Source organism: Microbispora sp. ATCC PTA-5024, assembly GCF_000511135.2.
Classification (GTDB): Bacteria; Actinomycetota; Actinomycetes; order Streptosporangiales; family Streptosporangiaceae; genus Microbispora; species Microbispora corallina.
In genome coordinates, this window is sequence record NZ_KI866523.1 from 1,355,172 (window position 1) to 1,379,880 (window position 24,709).

A 24,709-nucleotide genomic window follows, 5' to 3' on the forward strand; every position below is an offset into this window, starting at 1 on the left:
GCGCCGGAGCCCGGGCGGCGCTGGCGCCGCCCGGCGGGTGACGGGCGTGACCTGTGTGTTCTTGCGAGCATTCCCCAAGTTCTAGCAGACTCAGCGTAATCGCTGAACTACGTTGCGCTCATCAAGGCACGGTGGTGGGGCACCGGCCCCGCCGCCGCCTAGGCTTGCGTGCATGACGCGCGCATCGCTGGACAAGCAGCCGCACGAGGTCGCCGCGATGTTCGATCGCACGGCCCGGCGCTACGACCTGGTCAACGACGTCCTGTCGCTCGGGCAGGACCGGCTGTGGCGCAAGGCCACGGCCGAGGCGATCGACGCCGGCCCGGGCGAGCTGGTCCTCGACCTCGCCGCCGGCACCGGCACCTCGACGGACGCCTTCACGATGCTCGGCGCGCGCGCCGTCGCCTGCGACTTCTCGCTCGGCATGTTGCGCACCGGCGTCGAGCGGCGCGGCGGCTCGGGCCTGTACGGCGGCGGCGTGCGGGGTGTGACGTTCGTCGCGGGCGACGCGCTGCGCCTGCCGTTCCGCGACGACACCTTCGACGCGGTCACCATCTCCTTCGGGCTGCGCAACGTGGCCGACACGGAGCAGGCGCTGCGCGAGATGCTCCGCGTGACGCGGCCGGGCGGCCGGCTGGTGATCTGCGAGTTCTCCCGGCCCACGCCGCGCTCGTTCGACGTCGTCTATTCGCAGTACCTGATGAAACTGCTGCCGCCGGTCGCCCGGATGGTCAGCTCCAATCCGGACTCGTACGAGTATCTGGCCGAGTCGATCCGCGCCTGGCCGGACCAGCCGGCCCTCGCCCGGACGATTCAGCGGTCGGGGTGGGAGAAGGTGGCCTGGCGCAATCTCACCCTCGGCGTCGTCGCCCTGCATCGGGCCGTGAAGCCCGATGCCGTCCGTGGTTAACCGCACCCCTCTGACGCTGTGCGGCGGATAGGGGTTAGACTGCGGCGCGACAGTTTGTGAAGTGGTTCACAAAGGCACGAAGGTCCCAAACCATTCGAGGCCTTCCTTGTTGGACAGGACAGGTCCCCCGTGAGCGAGCAACCCCGCGTAGCGCGGACAGCGGTGGACGCCGACGTCATCGTCGTCGGCGCGGGCCCCGCGGGGTCGACGGCCGCCTTCTACCTCGCCCGGTCCGGCCTCGACGTGCTGCTCCTGGAGAAGACGCGCTTCCCGCGGGAGAAGGTGTGCGGCGACGGCCTCACGCCGCGGGCCGTCAAGGAGCTCGTCGCGATGGGCGTCGACATCGACGCGCCCGGCTGGATCCGCAACAAGGGGCTGCGGGTCGTCGGCGGCGGCCTCCGCCTGGAGCTCGACTGGCCGGAGCTGCACAGCTACCCCGACTTCGGGCTCGTCCGCACCCGCGCCGACTTCGACCAGATCCTCGCCCGGCACGCGGAGCAGCGCGGCGGCGTCCGCCTCCGGGAGGGCGTGAACGTCACGGGCCCCCTGCTCGACGAGCGCAGCGGCCACGTCGTCGGCGTCACCGCCAAGGCGGACGGCGAGGAGGTCGCCTACCGGGCGCGCCTGGTGATCGCGGCCGACGGCAACTCCACGCGCCTGTCCATCGCGCTCGGGCTGCACAAGCGCGAGGACCGCCCGATGGGTGTCGCCGTGCGGACCTACTACACCAGCCCGCGGCACGACGACGACTACCTGGAGTCGTGGCTCGAGCTGTGGGACGAGGACCGGCTGCTGCCCGGCTACGGCTGGATCTTCGGCGTCGGCGACGGCACCTCCAACGTCGGCCTCGGCCTGCTGAACACCAGCGACGCGTTCAAGAACATCGACTACCGCGACCTGCTCAGGCGCTGGGTCAAGAACATGCCCGCCGAGTGGGGCTTCACCGACGAGAACATGACGGGCCCGATCAGGGGCGCCGCGCTGCCGATGGGGTTCAACCGGCAGCCGCACTACACCCGCGGGGTCATGCTCGTCGGCGACGCGGGCGGCTCGATCAACCCGTTCAACGGCGAGGGCATCGCGTACGCCATGGAGACCGGCCGCATCGCCGCCGAGGTCGCCGTGCAGGCCCTGTCGCGGCCCACCCCCGCCCAGCGTGAGCGGGTGTTACTCGCGTACCCGCGTATTCTGAAAGACGCCTACGGCGGTTACTTCACCCTCGGGCGGCTCTTCGTGGAGGCGATCGGGAAGCCCGGGGTGATGAAGTTCGCCACGCGGCACGGGCTGCCCCACCCCACCCTGATGAGATTCGCCCTGAAACTTCTCGCTAATCTCACAGACCGGCGAGGCGATGCCTCGGACCGCATAATCAACGCCCTGTCCAAGGTGGCTCCGCCTTCATGACCGAGATGTACCGCACACTGCCGCCGGTCGCCGAGACGGCCGATCAGCCCGGCGCTCTCGTGATCGACCAATTTCACCGAGTAAGCGAGGACATGTAGCCATGGAGCTGTATGTGCCGATTCTGGTGCTCGCGGTCCTCGCGGCGGGGTTCGCCGTGTTCTCCGTGGGCATCGCGCCCTTCACCGGGCCGAAGCGCTGGAACCGCGCCAAGCTGGACGCCTACGAGTGCGGCATCGAGCCGACTCCGCAGCCGGTCGGCGGCGGCCGCTTCCCGCTGAAGTACATGATCACCGCGATGCTGTTCATCGTGTTCGACATCGAGATCATCTTCCTCTATCCGTGGGCGGTGGCCTTCGACAAACTCGGCGTGTTCGGGCTGGTCGAGATGGTGCTGTTCATCGTCACCGTCCTCGTGGCGTACGCCTACGTCTGGCGCCGTCGCGGCCTCGATTGGGATTAGCCATGGGTCTTGAAGAGAAACTCCCGAGCGGGTTCGTCCTCACCACCGTCGAGCAGGTGGCGGGCTGGGCCCGGAAGAACTCCGTCTGGCCGGCGACCTTCGGTCTCGCCTGCTGCGCGATCGAGCTGATGGCGACCGGCGGCCCCAAGCACGACCTCGCCCGGTTCGGCATGGAGCGCGCCTCGGCCTCTCCCCGCCAGGCGGACCTGATGATCGTGGCCGGCCGGCTGTCGCAGAAGATGGCGCCGGTGCTGCGGCAGATCTACGACCAGATGGCCGAGCCCAAGTGGGTCATCGCGATGGGCGTCTGCGCGTCCAGTGGCGGCATGTTCAACAACTACGCCATCGTGCAGGGCGTGGACCACGTGGTGCCCGTCGACATCTACCTGCCCGGCTGCCCGCCGCGCCCGGAGATGCTGATCGACGCCATCGTCAAGCTGCACGACAAGATCCAGAACATGAAGTTCGGCGCGCACCGCGAGCGGCAGATCGAGGAGCTCGAACTCCAGGCGCTGCGCACGCTGCCGCTGATCGACCAGGGGGCCGGGAAGTGAGCACGGAGAATCTGCCCGGGCTGCCGGAGGAGCCGGTCGCCCGCACGGGCATGTTCGGCGTCAAGGACACCGGGGACACCTCCGGCTACGGACGCCTGGTCGTGCGCCGTCCTCCGAAGCCGTCGAGCGTCCGGCCGTACGGGTCGTACTTCGACGAGGTGGCGGACGCGCTGGAGCCGGCCGTGGGCGACGCGATCGAGCGGGTCGTGGTGGACCACGGCGAGGTGACGTTCCACGTGTCGCGCGAGCGCCTCGCCGAGGTGCTGCGCCACCTGCGGGACGACCCGGCGCTGCGGTTCGAGCTGTCGCTCGGCGTCTCGGGCGTCCACTACCCGGACGAGACCGGCTCGGAGCTGCACGCGGTCTACCACCTGTGCTCGATCACGCACAACCGCCGGGTGCGCGTCGAGGCCGCCTGCCCCGACGCCGATCCGCACATTCCCTCCACAGTCTCGGTCTACCCGACGCACGACTGGCATGAGCGCGAGACGTACGACTTCTTCGGAATCGTCTTCGACGGGCACCCGGCGCTGACCCGGATCGAGATGCCCGACGACTGGGAGGGGCACCCCCAGCGCAAGGACTACCCCCTCGGCGGCATCCCGGTCGAGTACCGCGGCGCCGAGGTCCCCGCGCCGGACAACAGGAGGTCGTACGCGTGAGTACTACGGAGACCGAGGGCCGGATCTACGACGTCGCGGGCCAGGACTGGGACGAGCTGGTCCAGAACGTCACCGACTCCGCCGAGGAGCGGCTGGTCATCAACATGGGCCCGCAGCACCCGTCGACGCACGGCGTGCTCCGCCTGGTGCTGACGCTCGACGGCGAGACGGTGACCGAGGCCCGCACGGTGATCGGCTACCTCCACACCGGCATCGAGAAGAACATGGAGTTCCGGACGTGGACCCAGGGGGTCACGTTCGTCACCCGCATGGACTACCTCGCGCCGATCTTCAACGAGACCGCGTACTGCATGGCGGTCGAGAGGCTCCTCGGCATCACCGACCGCGTGCCGGAGCGGGCGCAGGCCATCCGGGTCATGATGATGGAGCTCAACCGGATCTCCTCGCACCTGGTCGCCATCGCGACGTACGGCCTGGAGCTGGGCGCGACGACCCCGATGCTGTTCGGCTTCCGTGAGCGGGAGCTGGTGCTCGACCTGTTCGAGTACATCACCGGCCTCCGGATGAACATGGCGTACGTCCGGCCGGGCGGCGTGAGCGTCGACCTGCCGGCCGGCGCGGTCGACAAGATCGGCGAGTTCCTCAAGATCATGCCGGGCCGGATCAAGGAGATGCGCAAGCTCCTCGACGCCAACCCGGTCTACACCCGCCGGACCAAGGACGTGGCCTACCTCGACCTGACCGGCTGCATGGCGCTCGGGATCACCGGGCCGATGCTGCGGGCCGCCGGCCTGCCGTGGGACCTGCGCAAGTCGCAGCCGTACCTGGGCTACGAGACCTACGAGTTCGACGTGCCCACGGAGAACACCTGCGATGTGTACGGCCGCTACCTGGTCCGGGTGGCCGAGATGGAGGAGTCCCTCAAGATCATCGAGCAGGCGCTCGACCGGCTCTCCGGTCCGCTGAAGGGCGGCCCGGTGATGATCGAGGACAAGAAGATCGGCTGGCCCGCGCAGCTCGCGCTCGGCCCCGACGGCCTCGGCAACTCGCCCGACCACATCGCCCACATCATGGGCAGCTCGATGGAGGCCCTGATCCACCACTTCAAGCTGGTGACCGAGGGCTTCCGGGTGCCCGCCGGGCAGGCGTACGCCTCGGTGGAGTCGCCGCGCGGCGAGCTCGGCGCCCACGTCGTCAGCGACGGCGGGACCCGGCCGTACCGCGTGCACTTCCGCGACCCGTCCTTCACTAACCTGCAGGCGCTGCCCGCGACGTGCGAGGGCGGCATGATCGCCGACGTCATCTCGGCGGTCGCCTCGATCGACCCCGTCATGGGAGGTGTGGACCGGTGACCTACGCACCCGAGGTCCGCGCGCGTCTGGAGACGGACGCCAAGGAGATCATCGGCCGCTACCCCCGGCCGCGCTCGGCGCTGCTGCCGCTGCTGCACCTGGTCCAGTCGGAGGACGGCTACGTCTCCGACGACGGCCAGGAGTTCTGCGCGGAGATGCTGGGCCTGTCGAAGGCCGAGGTCGTGGGCGTGGCCACCTTCTACACGATGTACAAGCGCAAGCCGGCCGGCGAGTACAACGTCGGCGTCTGCATCAACGCGCTGTGCGCCGTGATGGGCGGCGACCAGATCTGGGAGGAGCTCAGCGAGCACGTCGGCGTCGGTCACGACGAGACGACCTCCGACGGGAAGATCACGCTGGAGCGGCTGGAGTGCAACGCCGCCTGCGACTTCGCGCCCGTGATGATGGTCAACTGGGAGTTCTTCGACAACCAGACGCCGGACTCGGCCAGGCAGCTCGTCGACGACCTGCGCGCGGGCAAGGAGGTCGCGCCGACGCGCGGGCCGTCCAGGCTGTGCACGTTCAGGGAGGCCTCGCGCGTGCTCGCCGGGTTCCCCGACGGGCTGGCCGGCGAGGGTCCGTCGGCCGCCGGCCCGTCGCTGGAGGGGCTGCGGCTGGCCAAGGCCAACGGCTGGGAGGCCCCGAAGCCGGGCGCCCAGGAGCGGGGGAGCGAGAAGTGACGACGCTGACACCGGTCCTCACCGGGAACTGGGACCTGCCCGACTCGTTCACCCTCGACGGGTACGGCGAGTACGAGGCGGCCAAGAGGGCCCTGGCCATGGACCCGGACGCCATCATCCAGATGGTCAAGGACTCGGGCCTGCGCGGCCGCGGCGGCGCGGGCTTCCCCACCGGCATGAAGTGGGGCTTCATCCCGCAGAACGACGGCAAGGCCCACTACCTCGTGGTCAACGCCGACGAGTCCGAGCCGGGGACCTGCAAGGACATCCCGCTCATGATGGCCAACCCGCACTCGCTGGTGGAGGGCGTGATCATCACGTCCTACGCCATCCGGGCGAACTACGCCTTCATCTACGTCCGCGGCGAGGTCCTCCACGTCATCCGCCGGGTGCAGGCGGCCGTCCGTGAGGCGTACGAGAAGGGGTACCTGGGCGCGAACATCTTCGGCTCGGGCTACGACCTTGAGCTCGTCGTCCACAGCGGCGCCGGCGCCTACATCTGCGGCGAGGAGACGGCGCTGCTCGACTCGCTGGAGGGCTACAGAGGTCAACCTCGCCTTAAGCCCCCCTTCCCCGCCGTCGCGGGCCTCTATGCGAGCCCCACCGTCGTCAACAACGTCGAGTCGGTAGCCAGTGTTCCGAGCATCGTGGCCAACGGCGCCGACTGGTTCGCCGGGATGGGCACCGAGAAGTCGAAGGGCTTCGGAATCTTCTCGCTGTCGGGCCACGTCACCCGCCCCGGCCAGTACGAGGCGCCGCTCGGCATCACGCTGCGCGAGCTCCTCGACATGGCGGGCGGCATCCGCGAGGGCCACGAGCTGAAGTTCTGGACGCCGGGCGGCTCCTCGACGCCGATCTTCACGGCCGAGCACCTGGACGTGCCGCTCGACTTCGAGTCGGTCGGGGCGAAGGGCTCGATGCTCGGCACCCGCGCCCTGCAGATCTTCGACGAGACGACCTGCGTGGTCCGGGCCGTCCTGCGGTGGACCGAGTTCTACGCCCACGAGTCCTGCGGCAAGTGCACCCCCTGCCGGGAGGGCACCTACTGGCTCAAGCAGGTGCTCAAGCGGCTGGAGAAGGGCCAGGGGACCGAGGACGACCTGGCCACCATCACCGACATCGCGGACAACATCCTGGGCCGCTCGTTCTGCGCCCTCGGCGACGGCGCGACGAGCCCGATCCACTCGTCGGTGAAGTACTTCCGCGACGAGTACCTCAAGCACTTCGAGATCGGCGGCTGCCCGTTCGATCGCGCCGCTTCCACGGTGTGGGGGTCCAAGTGACAGTTCAGACGACGCAGCCGGAGCAGCCGGTCGTGGACATGGTCACCCTGACCATCGACGGCTTCCAGATCAGCGTCCCCAAGGGCACGCTGATCATCCGGGCGGCCGAGCTGCTGGGGATCCAGGTCCCCCGCTTCTGCGACCACCCGCTGCTCGCGCCCGCGGCCAACTGCCGCCAGTGCCTGGTGGACATCACCGACGCGGGCAACGGCCGGGGCTTCCCCAAGCCGCAGCCGTCCTGCGCCATCGAGGTCGCCGAGGGCATGGTCGTGAAGACCCAGCTCACCTCGCCGGTCGCCGAGAAGGCCCAGCGCGGCGTCATGGAGATGCTGCTGCTGAACCACCCGCTCGACTGCCCGGTCTGCGACAAGGGCGGCGAATGCCCCCTGCAGAACCAGGCCATGTCGAACGGCCAGGGCGAGAGCCGGTTCGAGGAGCACAAGCGGACGTTCGAGAAGCCGATCCCGCTGTCGACCGAGGTGCTGCTCGACCGGGAGCGCTGCGTGCAGTGCGCCCGGTGCATCCGCTTCTCCGACCAGATCGCCGGCGACCCCCTCATCGACTTCTTCGAGCGGGGGGCCAAGGAGCAGGTGGGCGTCGCCGACGGCGAGCCGTTCCAGTCCTACTTCTCGGGCAACACCATCCAGATCTGCCCGGTGGGCGCGCTGACCGGCGCGGCCTACCGCTTCCGCTCCCGCCCGTTCGACCTGGTCTCCACGCCGAGCGCGTGCGAGCACTGCGCCTCGGGCTGCGCCCTGCGCACCGACCACCGCCGGGGCACCGTGACCCGCCGGCTGGCCGGGGACGACCCCCAGGTCAACGAGGAGTGGAACTGCGACAAGGGCCGCTGGGCCTTCACGTACGCGACTCAGCCCGACCGCCTGCGGTCGCCGCTGGTCCGCGACGAGGAGGGCCGGCTCGTCCCGGCGTCCTGGCCGGAGGCGCTCGCGGTGGCGGCCCAGGGCCTCGCCCGGGCCCGCGGCAGGGCCGGCGTGCTGGTCGGCGGCCGGCTCACCGTCGAGGACGCCTACGCCTACAGCAAGTTCGCGCGGGTGGCCCTCGGCACCAACGACATCGACTTCCGGGCTCGCGCCCACTCCGAGGAGGAGGCCCGCTTCCTTGCCCACGCGATCGCGGGCAGGGGCATCGAGGTCTCCTACACCGACCTGGAGACGGCTCCGGCCGTCCTGCTCGCCGGCTTCGAGCCCGAGGAGGAGTCGCCGATCGTCTTCCTGCGGCTGCGCAAGGCCGCGCGGAAGAGGGGCCTGAAGGTCTACTCGATCGCGCCGTTCGCGACGCCGGGCCTGGTCAAGATGAACGGGACGCTCATCCGCACCCTCCCCGGCGCCGAGGCCGAGGCGCTCGGCGACCTGGTCACCGGCGACCTGCTGCCCGCCGGGGCGGTCATCCTCGCCGGTGAGCGGCTCGCCACCGCCCCCGGCGCTCTGTCGGCGCTGGTGCGGCTCTCGCAGGCCACCGGGGCGCGGCTCGCCTGGGTGCCGCGGCGTGCGGGCGAGCGCGGCGCGCTGGAGGCCGGCGCCCTGCCGGGCCTGCTGCCGATCGGCCGCCCGGTCGAGGACGAGGCCGCGCGGGCCGAGGTGGCCAGGGTGTGGGGCGTCGCCTCGCTGCCCGCCGCCCCCGGCCGCGACACCGCGGGCATCATCGAGGCCGCGCTGAACGAGGAGCTCGACGCGCTGGTCGTCGCGGGCGTCGACCCGTACGACCTGCCGGACCCGGCCCGCGCGCTCGCGGCGCTGGAGAACACCCCGTTCATCGTCAGCCTGGAGACGCGGGCGAGCGCGGTGACCGACCGCGCCGACGTGGTCCTGCCGGTCGCCGTCGTGGCCGAGAAGTCCGGGACGTTCGTCGACTGGGAGGGCCGGGGCCGCTCGTTCGACGCCGCTACCCCGGTCTCCGGCGTCATGAGCGACCTGCGGGCCGTCGACTCGATCGCCGACCACATGGACGTCCACCTGGGACTGCCGGACTCCGCCGCCGCCCGTCGCGAGCTGGCCGCCATCGGCGCCTGGCGGGGCGGGCGGACACTGGCCCCGGTCGCCGCGGCCCCGGTCACCCGGGAGCCGCGCGCGGGCGAGGCCGTGCTGGCCACCTGGCACCTGCTCATCGACGACGGCCGGATGCTGGACGGCGAGCCGTACCTGGCGGGCACGGCCCGGCCGGCCGAGGCGCTGATCTCCCCGGCCACGGCCGCCGAGATCGGCGCGGCCGACGGCGGGAAGATCACCATCGGTGACGGCACGGTCGTGCCGGTGCGCGTCGCCGACCTGCCCGACCGCGTCGTGTGGCTGCCGTCGAACTCCGCCGGCCTGTCCGTCACCCGCGACCTGCGCGCCGCGGCGGGCGACGTCGTAACCATCGGGAGCGTCTCGTGAACAACCCCGGACCCACGCTGAGCGACTTCGGCCACGATCCCCTGTGGATCTCCATTATCAAGGCCGTCGCGATCTTCGTGTTCCTCATGCTGGGCGTGCTGTTCGGCGTGTGGACCGAGCGCAAGCTCATCTCGCGCATGCAGCACCGGTACGGCCCCAACCGGGCCGGCAAGTTCGGCCTGCTGCAGTCGGTGGCCGACGGCCTGAAGATGGGCCTCAAGGAAGACCTCATGCCCCGGACGGTGGACAAGGTCATCTACTTCCTGGCCCCGGTGATCATCGCCGTCCCGGCCTTCCTGGCCTTCTCGGTCGTGCCGTTCGGGCCGATGGTCTGGATGTTCGGCCACCGGACGCCGCTGCAGCTCACCGACCTGCCGGTCGCGGTCCTGCTGGTGCTCGCCACCGCCTCGATCGGCGTGTACGGCGTCGTGCTCGCCGGGTGGGGCTCCCGCTCGCCGTACGCGATCCTGGGCGGCCTGCGGTCCAGCGCCCAAGTCGTGTCGTACGAGATCGCGATGGGCCTGTCGTTCGTGGCGGTCTTCCTGCAGGCGGGCACGCTGTCCACCTCGGAGATCGTGGCCAAGCAGGCGGGCGGCGGCACCTGGGACGTGCTCGGGCTGCACATCCCGACCCCGTCCTGGTACGTGTTCTCGCTGATCCCGTCGTTCCTGATCTACGCGATCACGATGCTGGGCGAGACGAACCGCGTGCCGTTCGACCTCCCCGAGGGTGAGGGCGAGCTGGTCGGCGGCTTCCACACCGAGTACTCCTCCTCGCTCAAGTTCGCGATGTTCATGCTCGCCGAGTACGTGAACGTGTTCACGGTCTCGGCGATGGCGATCACGCTGTTCTTCGGCGGGTGGCGGGCGCCGTGGCCGATCTCCCTGTGGGCGGGGGCGAACTCCGGCTGGTGGCCGCTGCTGTGGTTCTTCGCCAAGATGGTGATCGCCTTCGGGTTCTTCGTCTGGGTGCGGGCCTCGCTGCCGCGCGTCCGGTACGACCAGCTGATGGCCTTCGGCTGGAAGGTGCTGATCCCGCTCAACCTGGGCTGGATCCTCCTGGCGGCCACCTTCAAGGCCATGCGCATGCCGGAGGTCGACCGGGCCGTCATCCTGACGATCGGCGCGGTGGTCATCATCGGCGGTTTCGCGATCTGGCTGCGGTTCGACACGGTCAACCAGCGCCGCAGGGAGGCCAAGGCCGCCCAGATCGAGGAAGAGTTCGAGCAGCTGCGCGAGGAGCCGGTGGCGGGCGGGTTCCCCGTCCCGCCGCTCGACCTCCCGCACTACCACGGGGTCGTGCCGGCGGCGCGCCTTCACCCCGACGCCAAGGAGGTGACCAGTGGGAGCAACTGATTGGCTGAACCCGATCAAGGGATTCGGCGTCACCTTCCACCACATGTTCAAGAAGCCGGTGACGGTGAACTACCCGGAGGAGAAGCGGCCCACGGCGCCGCGGTTCCACGGGCGGCACCAGCTGAACCGGTGGCCCGACGGGCTGGAGAAGTGCGTCGGGTGCGAGCTGTGCGCCTGGGCCTGCCCGGCGGACGCGATCTACGTCGAGGGCGGGGACAACAGCGAGACCGAGCGGTACTCCCCGGGCGAGCGGTACGGCAGGGTCTACCAGATCAACTACCTGCGCTGCATCATGTGCGGGCTGTGCATCGAGGCGTGCCCCACCCGGGCGCTCACGATGACCAACGAGTACGAACTGGCGGACTCGAGCCGCGAGGCGCTGATCTACACCAAGGAGATGCTCCTCGCGCCGCTCGGCCCCGGCATGGAGCAGCCGCCTCACCCGATGCGTCTCGGCGAGACCGAAGAGGACTACTACCGGTTGGGTCGAAACAATGGGTGAGTCCATCACGTTCTGGGTGCTCGCGGTCGTCTCCGTGGTCGCGGCACTCGGACTCGTCTTCAGCCGCAGGGCCGTCTACTCGGCCCTCATGCTGGGCGTGGTCATGCTCTCGCTGGCGGTGCTGTACGCGGTGCAGGACGCGCCGTTCCTCGCCGCCGTGCAGATCATCGTCTACACCGGCGCCGTGATGATGCTGTTCCTGTTCGTGCTCATGCTCGTGGGCGTCGACTCCTCCGACTCCCTCGTGGAGACGATCAGGGGTCAGCGCTTCTGGGCCATCGTGGCCGGGCTCGCCTTCGCCGCGCTGCTCGCGTTCGGGATCGGCAACGCCTTCGTCGCCGCGCCCAAGGGCCTGACGGCCGCCACCCAGGGCGGCAACGTGCCGTCGCTGGCGCAGCTGATCTTCACGCGGCACGTGTTCGCCTTCGAGGTGACCTCGGCGCTGCTGATCACGGCGGCGCTCGGCGCGATGGTGCTGGCGCACCGGGAGCGCACGGCTCCCAAGGCCACCCAGCGGGACCTGTCCCGGCAGCGCTTCGTCGCCTTCGGCCGTACCGGCAAGAACCCGGCGCCGCTGCCCGGCCCCGGCACCTACGCCCGGCACAACGCCATCGACATGCCGGCGCTGCTGCCCGACGGCGGCGTCTCGCCGCTGTCGGTCAACCGGTACATCGCCCGGCACGAGGCCGAGGAGGGCACGCTGCCCCCGGAGATCGCCCGCGTCCTGGAGCAGGACGACCTCGAACGGCGGTCCAACGGGCACTCCACGCCCACCCTGGCCGAGGACGCCAGGAGCGGCCCGGACACCGAGCCCCTGATCGAGGACGAGGACGACGAGGCCGCCCCGCACGACCAGCCCGACGAGGCGGTCACGGCCGGCCGGATCGCCCCCCGCCCGCGCAGCGAGGAGGACGGCAAGTGACCACTCACTATCTGGTGCTCTCCGCGCTGCTCTTCGCGATCGGCGGCGTCGGCGTGCTCGTACGGCGCAACGCCATCGTGGTGTTCATGTGCGTGGAGCTCATGCTCAACGCCTGCAACCTGGCGTTCGTCACCTTCGCCCGGCAGAACGGCAACCTCGACGGCCAGGTCATCGCGTTCTTCGTGATGATCGTGGCCGCCGCCGAGGTGGTCATCGGCCTGGCCATCATCGTGACGATCTTCCGAACCCGCAGGTCCGCGTCGGTCGACGACGCCAGCCTGCTGAAGTACTAAGAGGTGGCCGTGGAACCCGCTGAGTTCATCCAGCACTCCGGTGGCGCGATCGGGGTCGCCTGGCTGATGATCGCCCTCCCCCTGGTGGGGGCGGCGATCCTCCTGCTGGGCGGGAGGAGGACCGACAGGTTCGGCCACCTGGTGGGCGTCGTCATGGCGGTCGCGTCCTTCGTCGTGGCCGCCCTCGCCTTCGTCCAGCTCCTGGGCTTCCAGCCGGGCGAGCGGCGCCGGCTCATCCCGCTGTACGACTTCATCCCGGGCATGGCCAAGGTGGGGCTGCTGGTCGACCCGCTGTCGATCTCGTTCTGCCTGCTGATCACCTTCGTCGGGTCGCTGATCCACGTCTACTCGATCGGCTACATGGCGCACGACCCGAACAGGCGGCGGTTCTTCGCCTACCTGAACCTGTTCGTCGCGGCGATGCTCCTGCTGGTGCTCGCCGACAACTACGTGGCGCTGTTCGTCGGCTGGGAGGGCGTGGGCCTCGCCTCCTACCTCCTGATCGGGTTCTGGCAGCACAAGCCCTCGGCGGCGACCGCGGCCAAGAAGGCGTTCATCGTCAACCGGGTCGGCGACTTCGGCCTGCTGATCGGCATCTTCACGATCTTCGCGACGTTCCACTCGCTGGCCTTCGCCCAGGTGTTCCCGGCGGCGCACGGCGCCTCGCAGGGCACGCTGACCGCGATCGGCCTGCTGCTGCTCGTCGGCGCCTGCGGAAAGTCCGCCCAGCTGCCGCTGCAGTCCTGGCTCCTGGACGCGATGGAGGGCCCGACCCCGGTCTCGGCCCTCATCCACGCCGCGACCATGGTCACCGCGGGCGTCTACCTCATCGTCCGGTCCGGCGCCGTCTTCCAGGGCGCCGAGACCGCGCAACTGGTCGTGACGATCGTCGGCGTCGCCACGCTGCTCGCCGGTGCGATCATCGGTACCGCGAAGGACGACATCAAGAAGGCCCTCGCCGGCTCGACGATGTCGCAGATCGGCTACATGGTGCTGGCGGCCGGCATCGGCCCGGCCGGGTACGCCTTCGCGATCGCGCACCTGATCACGCACGGCTTCTTCAAGGCCGACCTCTTCCTCGGCGCCGGATCGGTCATGCACGGCATGAACGACGAGGTGGACATGCGGAAGTACGGCGGCCTGCGGAAGGTCATGCCGATCACCTTCGTGACCTTCCTGATCGGCTACCTGGCGATCATCGGGTTCCCGCTGCTGTCCGGCTACTTCACCAAGGACGGCATCATCGAGACCGCGATGGAGCACAACGCCGTCCTCGGCTGGCTGGCCGTGATCGGCGCGGGCGTCACCGGCTTCTACATGTCCCGGCTGGTGTTCATGACGTTCTTCGGCGCCAAGCGCTGGGAGGCCACGGCCCACCCGCACGAGTCGCCGGCCGTCATGACGTGGCCGCTGATCATCCTGTCGCTCGGCGCGATCGGCCTGGGCGCGTTCCTGATCGTGGGCAACAGGTTCATGACCTTCCTCGCCCCCGCCGTCGGGGCGCCGGAGGAACTGCCCACCTTCAACCCGTTCTCGCTCACCGGTCTCGTCACGCTCGCCCTGGTGGCGGCCGGCGCGGCCTTCGCCTGGTTCCGGTACGGCGCGGCCGAGGTGCCCGCGGTCGCCCCGCGCGGCTCCTTCCTCACCACGTTCGCCCGGCGCGACCTGTACGGCGACGCCCTGAACGAGGCCCTGTTCATGCGGCCCGGCCAGTGGCTGACCCGGCTCGCGGTGTTCTTCGACAACCGCGGCGTCGACGGCCTCGTCAACGGCCTGGCCGCCGGCATCGGCGGCTCGTCCGGACGCCTGCGCAGGATCCAGACCGGGTTCGTCCGCTCGTACGCGCTGTCGATATTCGTCGGTGCCGCCCTCCTGGCCGGCGCCTGGCTCGTCGTAGGGAACCTGTGATGCCCTGGCTTTCAACCCTGATGGGCGTGTCCGTACTCGGCGCGCTGGGCGTGACCCTCGTCCGCAACGACAAGCTCGCCAAGCAGTTCACGCTCGTGGTGTCGCTCATCGTGCTGGCCCTGACCGTCGCCATGGCGGTCCAGTTCAGCCCGAACGGCGACAAGTTCCAGTTCGCCGAGACCTACGACTGGATTCCCGCGTTCGGCGTGCACTACGGCGTGGCCGTGGACGGCATCGCGCTGGTGCTGATCCTGCTGTCGGTGATCCTCGTGCCGATCGTCGTGCTGGCCTCGTGGCACGACGCCGAGAAGGGCAAGCGGTCGGTCCGCACGTACTTCTCGCTGCTGCTCGTGCTCGAGGCCATGATGATCGGCGTCTTCGCGGCGACCGACGTCTTCCTCTTCTACGTCTTCTTCGAAGCCATGCTGATCCCGATGTACTTCATGATCGGGTCGTACGGCGGGGCCCAGCGGTCGTACGCGGCCGTGAAGTTCCTGCTGTACTCGCTGTTCGGCGGGCTCCTGATGCTGGTCGCGGTGATCGCGCTGTACTCGATCGCCGGCAAGGGCACGTTCATGTTCTCCGACCTCGTCGGGACCGTGCAGGACGTGACGACGCAGAAGTGGCTGTTCCTCGGCTTCTTCATCGCCTTCGCGATCAAGGCGCCGCTCTGGCCGTTCCACACCTGGCTGCCCGACGCCGCCGCCCAGGCCCCGGCCGGCGCGGCGGTGCTGCTGGTCGGCGTGCTCGACAAGGTCGGCACGTACGGCATGCTGCGGTTCTGCCTGGAGCTGTTCCCCGACGCGGCGAAGTTCTTCACGCCTCTCGTGATCACGCTGTCGGTGATCGGCATCGTGTACGGGGCGATCGTGGCCATCGGGCAGACCGACATGAAGCGGCTCATCGCCTACACGTCGGTGTCGCACTTCGGCTTCATCGCGATGGGCGTGTTCGCGATGACGACGAACGCCGGCGCCGGCGCGACGCTCTACATGGTCAACCACGGCTTCTCGACCGGCGCGCTGTTCCTCATCGCGGGCTTCCTGATCCACCGCCGCGGCTCGCAGTTCATCTCGGACTACGGCGGCGTGCAGAAGGTCGCCCCGATCCTCGCCGGGACGTTCCTGGTGGCGGGCCTGTCGAGCCTCTCGCTGCCCGGCCTCAGCACGTTCGTCAGCGAGTTCATGGTGCTGACCGGGACCTACCAGCGGTACGTCGTGCCGTCGGTGATCGCGGCCACCGGCGTCATCCTCGCCGCGATCTACATCCTGTGGATGTACCAGCGGACGATGAACGGGCCCACCGCCGAGTCGGTCAAGAGCCTGCCCGACCTCAACGCGCGGGAGAAGTGGGTGGTCGCCCCCCTCATCGCGCTGCTGCTCGTCTTCGGCTTCTATCCCAAGCCGCTCCTCGACGTCATCCATCCCGCCGTGAAGGACACCCTGTCCAGCGTGTCCGTGACGGACCCGGGGGCTGCCGTACCCGTTGCCAAGGAGGGCCAGTGAACGGCACCATCCAAGCGCCCACCATCGAGTACGCCCTGCTCGCGCCGATGCTCGTGGTCTTCGGCGCGGCCATCGCCGGCGTGCTCGTGGAGGCGTTCGCCCCGCGCTACCTGCGCTCGGCGATCCACCTGCCGCTCACGCTGCTCTCTCTGGCCGGCGCGTTCGCGCTGACCGTATGGCAGGCGGTCAAGGGCGTGCCCACCAAGCCGGCCGCCATGGGGGCCGTCGCGGTGGACGGTCCGGCGCTGTTCATCTGGGGCGCGATCCTCGTGCTCGCGTTCATCAGCGTCATGCTGATCAACGACGAGGACCACTTCGTCGCCGCCGCGGCGGCCGTTCCCGGCTCCGCCGAGGAGGAGCAGGCCCTCTACGAGGGCGCCGCGCACACCGAGATCTACCCGCTCGTGCTGTTCGCGGTCGGCGGCATGCTGCTGTTCCCGGCGTCCAACGACCTGCTGGTGGCGTTCGTGGCCCTGGAGGTCATGTCGCTGCCGCTGTACCTGCTGTGCGGTCTCGCCCGGCGCCGCCGCCTCCTGTCGCAGGAGGCCGCGGTCAAGTACTTCCTGCTCGGCGCGTTCTCGTCCGCCTTCTTCCTGTACGGCACGGCCCTGCTGTACGGCTATGCCGGGTCGATCGACCTCGCCCAGATCAACAAGGCCCTGGGCGCCGTCGGCGGCCAGGACACGCTGCTGTACATCGGCGCGGCCATGCTCGGCGTCGGCCTGCTGTTCAAGATCGGCGCCGCGCCGTTCCAGGCCTGGAAGCCGGACGTCTACCAAGGCTCGCCCACCCCGATCACCGCGCTCATGGCGTCCGGCACGCTGGTCGCCGCCTTCGGCGCGCTGCTGCGGGTGTTCTGGGTCGGCCTCGGCGGGCTCGACTGGAACTGGCGGCCGGTCCTGTACGCCGTGGCCATCCTCACGATGGTCGTCGGCGCGGTCCTCGCGATCACCCAGACCGACATCAAGCGCATGCTCGCGTACTCGTCGATCGCGCACGGCGGCTTCCTGCTCGTCGGCGTGATCGCCACCGGCACCTCCGCCGCGCAGAACACGTCCGCCCTGTCGGGCATCCTGTTCTACCTCGTGGCGTACGGCGTCACGACGGTCGGCGCGTTCGCGGTGGTGACGATGGTGCGCGACGCGGGCGGCGAGGCGTGGCACCTGTCCCGCTGGGCCGGGCTCGGCAAGCGGTCGCCGCTGCTGGCCGGCGTGTTCGCCTTCTTCCTGCTGGCGTTCGCCGGGATCCCGCTCACGAGCGGCTTCTTCGGGAAGTACGCGGTGTTCCAGGCCGCGGTCACCGGAGGCGCCCTGCCGCTGGTCATCGTCGGTGTGGTGGCCTCGGCCGTCGCCGCGTTCTTCTACGTCCGGGTCATCGTGCTGATGTTCTTCAGCGACCCGGCCGCGGACGGGCCCACCGTGGTGCTGACCGCTCGGGCCACCTGGGCTGTCGTCGGCTTTGCGGCATTGGCTACGGTAGTCCTCGGGGTCTACCCGCAGCCCATGCTCGACCTGGCCCACTCGGCTGCCCACTCGTTGTTCGTCCGATAGGAGTCTTCCGTATGGCCGCGCCGCCCGTTGTGGACATTCCCCTCGTCGACGAGCGGCTGGCCGAGGACCTGGCGAACGGCCTGGCGTCGGTCGAGAAGCTGCTCCGCTCCTCGGTGGAGAGCGAGGACGCCTTCGTCACCCAGACGTCCCGGCACCTCATCGAGGCGGGCGGCAAGCGCTTCCGCGCGATGCTGGTCCTGCTGGCCGCCCAGTTCGGCAACCCCGACGCCCCGGGCATCGTGCCCGGGGCCGTCGTGATCGAGCTCACCCACCTGGCGACGCTCTACCACGACGACGTGATGGACGAGGCCCCGGTCCGCCGGGGCTCCCAGTCCGCCAACGCCCGGTGGGACAACACCGTGGCCATCCTCACGGGCGACTACCTGTTCGCGCAGGCGTCGGAGATCCTCGCGGACCTCGGCAGCGAGATGATCCGCGTGCAGGCCCGGACGTTCTCCCGCCTGGTGCGCGGCCAGATCCGCGAGACCGTCGGCCCCGAGGCGGGCGCCGACGCCATCGCCCACTACATCGACGTGCTGGCCGACAAGACGGGCTCCCTGATCGCCACGTCCGGCCGGTTCGGCGCCATGCTGGCGGGCGCCCCGCCTACCGTCACCGAGCGGCTGACCGACGCGTACGAGGCCATCGGCGTCGCGTGGCAGCTCGGCGACGACCTCATCGACGTGGCCGCCCAGCCGGTGGAGTCCGGCAAGACCCCCGGGACCGACCTGCGGGAGGGCGTGCGCACCCTGCCCGTCCTGTACGCCCTGGCCTCCGACGACCCCGCGGACGCCCGGCTGCGCGAGCTGCTCGCCGGCCCGGTGGCCGAGGAGGACGTGGAGGAGACGCTGACCCTGCTGCGGTCCAACCCCGCCATGGTCCTCGCCCGCCAGGAGCTCACGCGCTGGACCGACCGGGCCAAGGCCGCCCTCGCCGGCCTCCCCGACATCCCGGCCCGCACCGCCCTCATCGCCCTCTGCGACTACGTGGTCGAGCGCTCCGGCTGACGGACCGGGTGGATCGCCGCCGGCGGGTCAGCGGCCGCTGAGGAGCTCGACTACCGGGGCGAGGGCCTCGGCGTAGAAGCCGTTCACCGTGATGTAGGAGACGCCGAGCTCGTCGCGGCGGCGCAGCAGGACGTCGGCCATCTCGCGCGGCGAGCCGTCGAGCACGGCCGCCGCCTCCGGGCCGGGGGCCTCGAATCCCGCCGGAACCCAGGGCGGGGGCTGGGAGCCGACCCGCAGGAGGTTCATCGAGAGCTCGATGTCGTCGAACCGCGCGCCCGCCCTGTCGCGCAGGGTGGAGACGGGCCGCCGCAGGTCGTCGTCCGTGCTCGCCGGCAGGACCGCCAGGGTCACGATGTCGGCTTCCTTCGCGGCCAGCGCCATCATCCGCTCGCCGGCGCCCGCCAGCATGATCTTCGGGCCCGTCCGCTGGACGGCCCCGCCGAACCCGCCTGACCCGGCGAACGCCGCCCTGGTCTCGGCGATCACGGCCTCGACCTGCGCGACGCGCTCGCCCGCCGTCCCGTACGGCACGCCGAGCGCGGCGGCGTCCTCCCGGGCGGCCGGACGGCCCGCGCCGACGCCCACCTCGAGCCGCCCGCCGGACAGGAAGTCGAGCCCGGCGAGCTCCCAGGCGAGCTGGCGGGGGTTGCGGTACGGCGCGGCCAGCACGAACGTGCCGACCCCGAGCCTGGTCGTCGCCGTGACCGCGGCCGTGAGCGCGAGCAGCGGCGGAAGCGTGCCGAGCGTGTCCGGGGTCAGCAGGGTGGAGTAGCCCAGGTCCTCGGCGCGGCGGGCCATCCCGGCCCAGGCGCGGGCGTCCGGGGCGAACCCGGCCACGATCCCGAAGCGGAAGTCCTTCGTCATAGCGGCATCGTCGCGCGGCGGGCCACGCGGAGTCGTCCGTCCGGCGACGGCGGAGGCCGTACTCCTGGGGGAGTAGACATCCCCGGAGCTGTCTCAGACGGTCTCGAGCGCTTCGCTCGGGACGGCGGCGGCGGCGCGGCGGGAGGCGTGGGCGGCCCGGAGGCTGTCCCAGGTGAAGAGGCTGAGGGCCGCCCAGACGACCACGAACCCGGCCCACCTGCTCGCGGGCATCGTCTCGTGGACGACCAGGATGCCGCAGAGGAACTGCAGGGTCGGGGCGATGTACTGGAGCAGGCCGATGATCGTCAGCGGGACGCGCAGGGCCGACGCCGTGAAGCACAGCAACGGCACGGCCGTGATCAGGCCCGACGCCACCAGCAGCAGCGCATGGCCGACTCCGTGGTGGGCGAACGTGCCGGTGCCGTTCGCCTCGATCACCAGGAGGTACGCGAGCGCCGGCACCAGCAGGACCAGCGTCTCGATCGTGAGGCTCTCCGCGCTGCCGACCTGCGCCGTCTTCTTCAGCAGGCCGTACGTGCCGAAGCTGACCGCGAGGACCAGGGCGATCCACGGCAGCCGGCCGTAGTCGAGGGTGAGGATGAGCACGGCCACGGCGCCGAGGCCGACGGCCGCCCACTGCCACGGCCGCAGCCGCTCCCGGAACACCACCACCCCGAACAGAACGCTGACCAGGGGATTGATGAAGTAGCCGAGTGCGCTCTCCACCACGTGGCCGGTGTTCACGGCGTAGATGTAGGTGCCCCAGTTGACCGAGACCGTCACGGCGGCGAGCGTGAGGAGCAGCACCTGCCGGCGGGTCAGCGTCCGGAACCAGGACCAGTGCCGCCGTACAGCCAGGACGGCGACGACCACGGCGAGCGACCAGACCATGCGGTGGGCGAGGATCTCGACGGCGCCGGAGGGCTTCAGCAGTGGCCAGTAGAGAGGGAACAGGCCCCACATGGTGTAGGCGGCGATCCCGTACAGGACACCTCGACGCGTTTCCGGCATGCTCCCCATCCTGGCCGCTTGGCGGTTTTAATACAAATAAGCTTTGCTTGCCCCGTTATTAAGGACCGCTTACGTGAGGAACAAGGTGGGCGGCCGGATGGTTGCTGATGGCAGACGAAGCGGGAGGTTCGAGATGGGCTGGCTGTTCGGCAGGGACAAGACGACGATGGTGGACCCCTCGGAGGCGCTGCCGGGCCGGTCGGAGGTCATGCCGGTAGCCACGCGGCACCTCGTCCTCGGCGGGCCGCTGGCCCCGCCGTACCCGGAGGGCACCGAGATCGCCGACTTCGGGCTCGGCTGCTTCTGGGGCGCGGAGCGCAAGTTTTGGCAGACGCCGGGCGTCGTGACCACGGCCGTCGGATACGCCGGAGGGTACACCGCCAACCCGACGTACGAGGAGGTGTGCAGCGGCATGACCGGGCACGCCGAGGTCGTCCGGGTGGTGTTCGATCCGGCGCAGGTGTCGTACGAGGAGCTCCTCAAGGTCTTCTGGGAAGCCCACGACCCCACGCAGGGCATGCGCCAGGGCAACGACGTCGGCACCCAGTACCGTTCGGCGATCTACACCCACGGCCCCCAGCAGGAGAAGGCCGCCGTCGCCTCCAAGGAGGCGTACCAGGACGTCCTGACCAAGGCCGGGTACGGCGAGATCACGACCGAGATCGCCCCGGCCGGCGAGTTCTACTTCGCCGAGGACTACCACCAGCAGTACCTGTTCCGTAACCCGAACGGCTACTGCGGCATCGGCGGCACCGGCGTCTCCTGCCCCGTCGGCCTGACCACCGGCGAAGCCTGACCTGCGATAAGTAACTGATCCTGGCCCTTGATCGCCCAGCTCGCGTGGTGGCGATCGGGGGCCAGAGCCGTTTTCGGCGAGCACCGCCAGCACCTCACAGCCCCCGACAGCTTGGTAACCACCTCATGGAGCGTCCAGGCTCCATGGCCACACACCACTGGCCGACCTGGAAGACGCCCACGTAGCCGCCGCCGTCACCGCCGCCCTCGCCGCTCAGAGATGTTGAGCCACTGGAACGGTGTTCTAAGGGACCGGTCATGTGGGACATGGCGGCAGACCGTACCGACAAATCAGCCGTGAGCGGCCGTCACGCCGGCGAAGGTCGACTGAACAGCCCGAACGCGCCGAGAACTAACGGTCCGGGCGTGTGATTCAGATCTGTCGCCGTCGCCTGATAAAAGAAGAGGCCACAGGTCCGAGTCCTGGTAGCTCCCCTGAGAGAATGATCACCGGTTGAACCATGCCGCCGACGGGCGCAGGTGACTGTAGAGGAGCTCTGATGGTACGGACCACGCCGCCGCGTCAGGTTGACATCGCTTCCATATTCCCTGAGCTGGCTCCGCTGGCCAGGCAGGCGGTCCGGCTGCATCCGCGCCCTGGCATACCGACGCCTTACGAGAGTTCCATTGGTGGCCCGCTGCTCTGGCCGGCGGATGAGGAGTGGCCGGTGTGCACGGAAGTGCACGATGATTGGCAGCTGCCGGTGTCGCTGGACGACGTGCGTAGGAGTCGTGCCCTGCTGGAATCAGCATGGCTTCGTCCCCGTGGCCCTAAGGAAAACCTTCTCTCCCCTGAGGAGCGGGCCCTATTGGACACATTGGAAGCAGGCCACCCCTGGCACGGCGAGCCGAATGCCCTGTTGCCCGTCGCGCAGCTCTATCTGCGCGACATCCCAGGGCTGGCCGGCCCCGATGGGGCAGATCTGCTCCAGGTGTTGTGGTGTCCCCTCGATCACGAAAGCGGACTGCCTGCGGCCCGCCTGGCGTGGCGGGACGCCGCGAGCGTCGTCGATCCTCTGGTCAGTCCGCCCGAGCCGGCCGATGTCGATTCCTACGGCAACTATGTCCCCGAACCCTGCGTCCTTCACCCGGAGTCCATCATCGAGTATCCGGCTCCGCATGAGTTGCCAGAAGAGTTGGCGGGCCGTCTCGTTGCCTGGGGCCGCGCGGAATGGGCCAAAAGCCACCCGGAGGATGAAGATGAGAGTGGCGGCGCTTACTACCAGTATGAGCTGTCCGTCGCCCCCGGATGGAAGCTCGGTGGGTGGGGGCCATGGAGCTTCTGCGACCCGTGCCCCATGCTGTGTGCCACCTGCAAGACCGAATGCCGGCCACTACTGACCGTCAGCTCCGGTGAATGGGACGGCGGGAGCGGAAGCTGGATTCCCCTCGAAGACCGCGTACCGCCGGGACCAGTTGGCCTCCGCAGGCCTTCCGACCCTCCGATGGTCTCCATCGGCCGCGGCTACAACATGCAGATCTACATCTGTCCGGAGTCGTTCGACCACCCTCATCTGGAGAACATGCAGTGAGTTCTTTCGGCCTGCGCGCCGCCAGGTGAGAAGCGATGGCAACCAACGGAAGCGTTCTTGTAGCTCGAAGGCGTCGTGTCAGCCTGTCCACATGCCAGCACACGATGGCGTCCACTGTGTCTGCCTGGTCTCACCTCCGGCACGCGCGGAGTCCGGTCTGCCGCGCGGGCATAATCCTTGTCGGTCTTGTTAAAGTGGCGACCAGCGGTCCTGTGTCACAAAGGATCACGCTGTTGCCGCTCCGCCGGCTTTCTCATGGTGGGGGTACGTGAGGTATCGTCCTCGACCAGGCCTGGACATCCAATCCACTGTCGTGCGGGGAGCAGGATCTATCCTCGAGTGGAGTCTGATATGCGACAGCCGAGGGTCGAGTCGGCGGACCCGCCCTCGGCCTGGCTTCGGGTCAAGCGTCCGCTACATCCGTAGTGCCGCCGCCAATTTTCCCCTGGTGCTCGCTTCCCGTGTCGAAGAAGGTGTCAAGGTATTCGTCCGGCTCGAGGTCGCTGTCCCTGAGCAACGAGAAGACCTCGGTCCCGTGCGCCGGGGTTTCCTCGCCGAGGTGATAGGACTGGGCTAAGCCCAGGTACTCGAAAAGGCTTCCATCGACATACTCCTCAGCCTCGCGTTCGGCCAGCAGAATGGCGTCCTCTGCGGAACCGGCACGCCAGAGGGTGATTCTCTCTTCGTAGGTGTCGTATGGCGCGCCCCATCGAAAAATGCAACGAACCGCATACCAGCCCTTCTTCTGCGCTTCACTCACGGAGAGCCATCCTGTGGCTCCGGTGTCCTCCGCGCAAGCGGACTTTGGGCCTGAAGCGATCTCGGCCGTGCAGTTCTGTGCAGATGTCTGTACAGTAGTGGTATGAAGGTGCTGCATGATGCCGCCGAGCTGAGCGTCACGGAGGCGGCCCAACGTGGGGTCGCTCGTCTGGTGGCCGACGCCGAGCAGGGGACCGATCTGGTGGTGACACGTCGCCATCAGCCGGTGGCGGCGGTGGTGAGCATCCGTCGCCTTAATGACCTCGAAGAGGCCGCGGCCGATCTCCGGGACTTGGCGCTCGTGCTCGCACGCTCGGTCACCGACACGGGGGAGCGTGTCCCGCTCGACGACGTGCTCTCTGCTTTCGGGCACACGCGGGAGTCGCTGGCCGCGCTGCCGGACGACGAGTAGCCCGTGTCTGACGTCGTCTTCACGGCCCCGGCGGTCGATGACCTGCGGCGAATCGGTCCGGACGCCGCGCCCAAGGTGCTCAAGAAGATCCTTCTCCTGCTCGACAATCCCGAGGCGGGCTATCCGCTGGGCGGAGAGCTGACCGGCTTTCGCAAGCTTGTGGTCGGGCGTAACACCTGGCGGGTCGTCTATCGAATCACAGACGAGAAGTCGATCGAGATCTGTGAAGTATGGGCTGTCGGCGAGAGAGCCGATGGTGAGGTCTACGCCGAGGCCACAGCCAGGGTTCGTGCCGCTGGCACTGGGCGTCCGGAAGTAGTGCAGCTTGGCCAGATCATCGATCGCCTGGGCGCGCTGGCCGATGACATTCGCGTCGAGTACCCGCCTCCCAGGGAACCGGTGCCGGACTGGCTCGCGGACCGTTTGATCTACACGGTCGGTATGTCTCGCGAGGACGTCGCCGCTCTCGACTTGCAGCAGGCGGTCGACCTTTGGGCTGACTTCCGGTCCAAGCCACGCTAGTCGCGAATTATTGCCCAAAGAGAACCGCTACCACCAGCAGTACCTGTTCCGTAACCCGAACGGCCACTGCAGGCCCGGCGGTACCAGCTTCAAGCTAGGTGCCCCATCTAGGG

24 protein-coding genes are annotated in these 24,709 nt (G+C 69.4%); 21 read left to right on the forward strand and 3 right to left on the reverse strand.

Annotation, left to right across the window (positions count from 1 at the left end; genetic code table 11):
• Positions 1-172: 172 nt before the first annotated feature.
• The 17 genes from MPTA5024_RS18795 to MPTA5024_RS18875 all read left to right on the forward strand — a co-directional run bounded on the left by MPTA5024_RS18795 (position 173) and on the right by MPTA5024_RS18875 (position 18,701).
• On the forward strand, positions 173-910 hold the full coding sequence (locus MPTA5024_RS18795; RefSeq protein ID WP_036325314.1) for a demethylmenaquinone methyltransferase: 738 nt from the start codon (positions 173-175) through the stop codon (positions 908-910).
• A 162-nt stretch (positions 911-1,072) separates the two neighbouring features.
• Positions 1,073-2,314 carry a geranylgeranyl reductase family protein gene (locus tag MPTA5024_RS18800; protein ID WP_036325315.1) on the forward strand — a complete coding sequence of 414 codons (1,242 nt, stop codon included), beginning with the start codon at positions 1,073-1,075 and terminating at the stop codon, positions 2,312-2,314.
• Between the two features lie 100 nt (positions 2,315-2,414).
• Positions 2,415-2,774 carry an NADH-quinone oxidoreductase subunit A gene (locus MPTA5024_RS18805; protein WP_036325316.1) on the forward strand — a complete coding sequence of 120 codons (360 nt, stop codon included), beginning with the start codon at positions 2,415-2,417 and terminating at the stop codon, positions 2,772-2,774.
• A 2-nt stretch (positions 2,775-2,776) separates the two neighbouring features.
• Positions 2,777-3,328, forward strand: a complete 552-nt coding sequence (locus MPTA5024_RS18810) for a NuoB/complex I 20 kDa subunit family protein (RefSeq protein ID WP_036325317.1) — start codon at positions 2,777-2,779, stop codon at positions 3,326-3,328.
• On the forward strand, positions 3,325-3,990 hold the full coding sequence (locus tag MPTA5024_RS18815) for an NADH-quinone oxidoreductase subunit C (protein WP_036325318.1): 666 nt from the start codon (positions 3,325-3,327) through the stop codon (positions 3,988-3,990). Before MPTA5024_RS18810 ends, MPTA5024_RS18815 begins: the two co-directional genes overlap by 4 nt.
• On the forward strand, positions 3,987-5,303 hold the full coding sequence (locus MPTA5024_RS18820; protein ID WP_036325319.1) for an NADH-quinone oxidoreductase subunit D: 1,317 nt from the start codon (positions 3,987-3,989) through the stop codon (positions 5,301-5,303). The genes MPTA5024_RS18815 and MPTA5024_RS18820 overlap by 4 nt, the downstream gene beginning before the upstream one ends.
• The gene (gene nuoE, locus MPTA5024_RS18825; protein ID WP_036325320.1) at positions 5,300-5,983 is read left to right on the forward strand and encodes an NADH-quinone oxidoreductase subunit NuoE; all 684 of its coding nucleotides are present in this window, start codon (positions 5,300-5,302) and stop codon (positions 5,981-5,983) included. Before MPTA5024_RS18820 ends, nuoE begins: the two co-directional genes overlap by 4 nt.
• Positions 5,980-7,266: an NADH-quinone oxidoreductase subunit NuoF gene (gene nuoF, locus MPTA5024_RS18830; protein ID WP_036325321.1), complete on the forward strand. Its 1,287-nt coding sequence runs from the start codon at positions 5,980-5,982 to the stop codon at positions 7,264-7,266. Before nuoE ends, nuoF begins: the two co-directional genes overlap by 4 nt.
• Complete coding sequence (locus MPTA5024_RS18835; RefSeq protein ID WP_036325322.1) at positions 7,263-9,659, forward strand: NADH-quinone oxidoreductase subunit G; 2,397 nt, start codon at positions 7,263-7,265, stop codon at positions 9,657-9,659. The genes nuoF and MPTA5024_RS18835 overlap by 4 nt, the downstream gene beginning before the upstream one ends.
• Positions 9,656-11,014 carry an NADH-quinone oxidoreductase subunit NuoH gene (nuoH, locus tag MPTA5024_RS18840; RefSeq protein WP_036325323.1) on the forward strand — a complete coding sequence of 453 codons (1,359 nt, stop codon included), beginning with the start codon at positions 9,656-9,658 and terminating at the stop codon, positions 11,012-11,014. Before MPTA5024_RS18835 ends, nuoH begins: the two co-directional genes overlap by 4 nt.
• Complete coding sequence (gene nuoI, locus MPTA5024_RS18845; RefSeq protein WP_036325324.1) at positions 11,001-11,516, forward strand: NADH-quinone oxidoreductase subunit NuoI; 516 nt, start codon at positions 11,001-11,003, stop codon at positions 11,514-11,516. Before nuoH ends, nuoI begins: the two co-directional genes overlap by 14 nt.
• Positions 11,509-12,438, forward strand: coding sequence for an NADH-quinone oxidoreductase subunit J (locus tag MPTA5024_RS18850; RefSeq protein WP_036325325.1), 930 nt, complete (start codon positions 11,509-11,511; stop codon positions 12,436-12,438). Before nuoI ends, MPTA5024_RS18850 begins: the two co-directional genes overlap by 8 nt.
• Entirely contained in the window at positions 12,435-12,731 is a 297-nt protein-coding gene (gene nuoK, locus MPTA5024_RS18855) for an NADH-quinone oxidoreductase subunit NuoK (RefSeq protein WP_036325326.1), read from the forward strand. The genes MPTA5024_RS18850 and nuoK overlap by 4 nt, the downstream gene beginning before the upstream one ends.
• Positions 12,732-12,797: 66 nt before the next feature.
• A complete protein-coding gene (gene nuoL / locus MPTA5024_RS18860) occupies positions 12,798-14,639 on the forward strand; it encodes an NADH-quinone oxidoreductase subunit L (protein WP_036326761.1) in 1,842 nt (613 codons plus the stop codon).
• Positions 14,639-16,144, forward strand: a complete 1,506-nt coding sequence (locus MPTA5024_RS18865) for an NADH-quinone oxidoreductase subunit M (RefSeq protein ID WP_036325327.1) — start codon at positions 14,639-14,641, stop codon at positions 16,142-16,144. The genes nuoL and MPTA5024_RS18865 overlap by 1 nt, the downstream gene beginning before the upstream one ends.
• Positions 16,141-17,694 (forward strand): NADH-quinone oxidoreductase subunit NuoN, encoded by a 1,554-nt coding sequence (gene nuoN / locus MPTA5024_RS18870; protein WP_036325328.1) that lies wholly within the window; start codon positions 16,141-16,143, stop codon positions 17,692-17,694. The genes MPTA5024_RS18865 and nuoN overlap by 4 nt, the downstream gene beginning before the upstream one ends.
• 11 nt (positions 17,695-17,705) lie before the next feature.
• A complete protein-coding gene (locus MPTA5024_RS18875) occupies positions 17,706-18,701 on the forward strand; it encodes a polyprenyl synthetase family protein (RefSeq protein WP_036325329.1) in 996 nt (331 codons plus the stop codon).
• Between the two features lie 27 nt (positions 18,702-18,728).
• Here MPTA5024_RS18875 and MPTA5024_RS18880 read toward each other — a convergent pair whose 3' ends face one another.
• Both MPTA5024_RS18880 and rarD read right to left on the reverse strand, forming a co-directional pair.
• Positions 18,729-19,565: an LLM class flavin-dependent oxidoreductase gene (locus MPTA5024_RS18880; RefSeq protein WP_036325330.1), complete on the reverse strand. Its 837-nt coding sequence runs from the start codon at positions 19,563-19,565 to the stop codon at positions 18,729-18,731.
• 93 nt (positions 19,566-19,658) lie between these two features.
• Complete coding sequence (gene rarD / locus MPTA5024_RS18885; RefSeq protein WP_051458335.1) at positions 19,659-20,576, reverse strand: EamA family transporter RarD; 918 nt, start codon at positions 20,574-20,576, stop codon at positions 19,659-19,661.
• 133 nt (positions 20,577-20,709) lie between these two features.
• Here rarD and msrA point away from each other — a divergent pair, with 133 nt between their 5' ends.
• Together msrA and MPTA5024_RS18895 are read left to right on the forward strand one after the other, a co-directional pair.
• Positions 20,710-21,372, forward strand: coding sequence for a peptide-methionine (S)-S-oxide reductase MsrA (msrA, locus tag MPTA5024_RS18890; protein ID WP_036325332.1), 663 nt, complete (start codon positions 20,710-20,712; stop codon positions 21,370-21,372).
• 499 nt (positions 21,373-21,871) lie between these two features.
• Positions 21,872-22,903: a hypothetical protein gene (locus tag MPTA5024_RS18895; protein WP_036325333.1), complete on the forward strand. Its 1,032-nt coding sequence runs from the start codon at positions 21,872-21,874 to the stop codon at positions 22,901-22,903.
• 403 nt (positions 22,904-23,306) lie between these two features.
• On the opposite strand, the gene MPTA5024_RS18900 is transcribed toward MPTA5024_RS18895, so the two are convergent.
• The gene (locus MPTA5024_RS18900) at positions 23,307-23,663 is read right to left on the reverse strand and encodes a hypothetical protein (RefSeq protein ID WP_051458336.1); all 357 of its coding nucleotides are present in this window, start codon (positions 23,661-23,663) and stop codon (positions 23,307-23,309) included.
• Between the two features lie 102 nt (positions 23,664-23,765).
• On the opposite strand from MPTA5024_RS18900, the gene MPTA5024_RS18905 reads away from it, so the two are divergent.
• Together MPTA5024_RS18905 and MPTA5024_RS18910 are read left to right on the forward strand one after the other, a co-directional pair.
• Positions 23,766-24,074: a type II toxin-antitoxin system prevent-host-death family antitoxin gene (locus MPTA5024_RS18905; protein WP_036325334.1), complete on the forward strand. Its 309-nt coding sequence runs from the start codon at positions 23,766-23,768 to the stop codon at positions 24,072-24,074.
• A 3-nt stretch (positions 24,075-24,077) separates the two neighbouring features.
• Positions 24,078-24,596, forward strand: a complete 519-nt coding sequence (locus MPTA5024_RS18910; RefSeq protein ID WP_036325335.1) for a type II toxin-antitoxin system RelE family toxin — start codon at positions 24,078-24,080, stop codon at positions 24,594-24,596.
• Positions 24,597-24,709 lie beyond the last annotated feature (113 nt).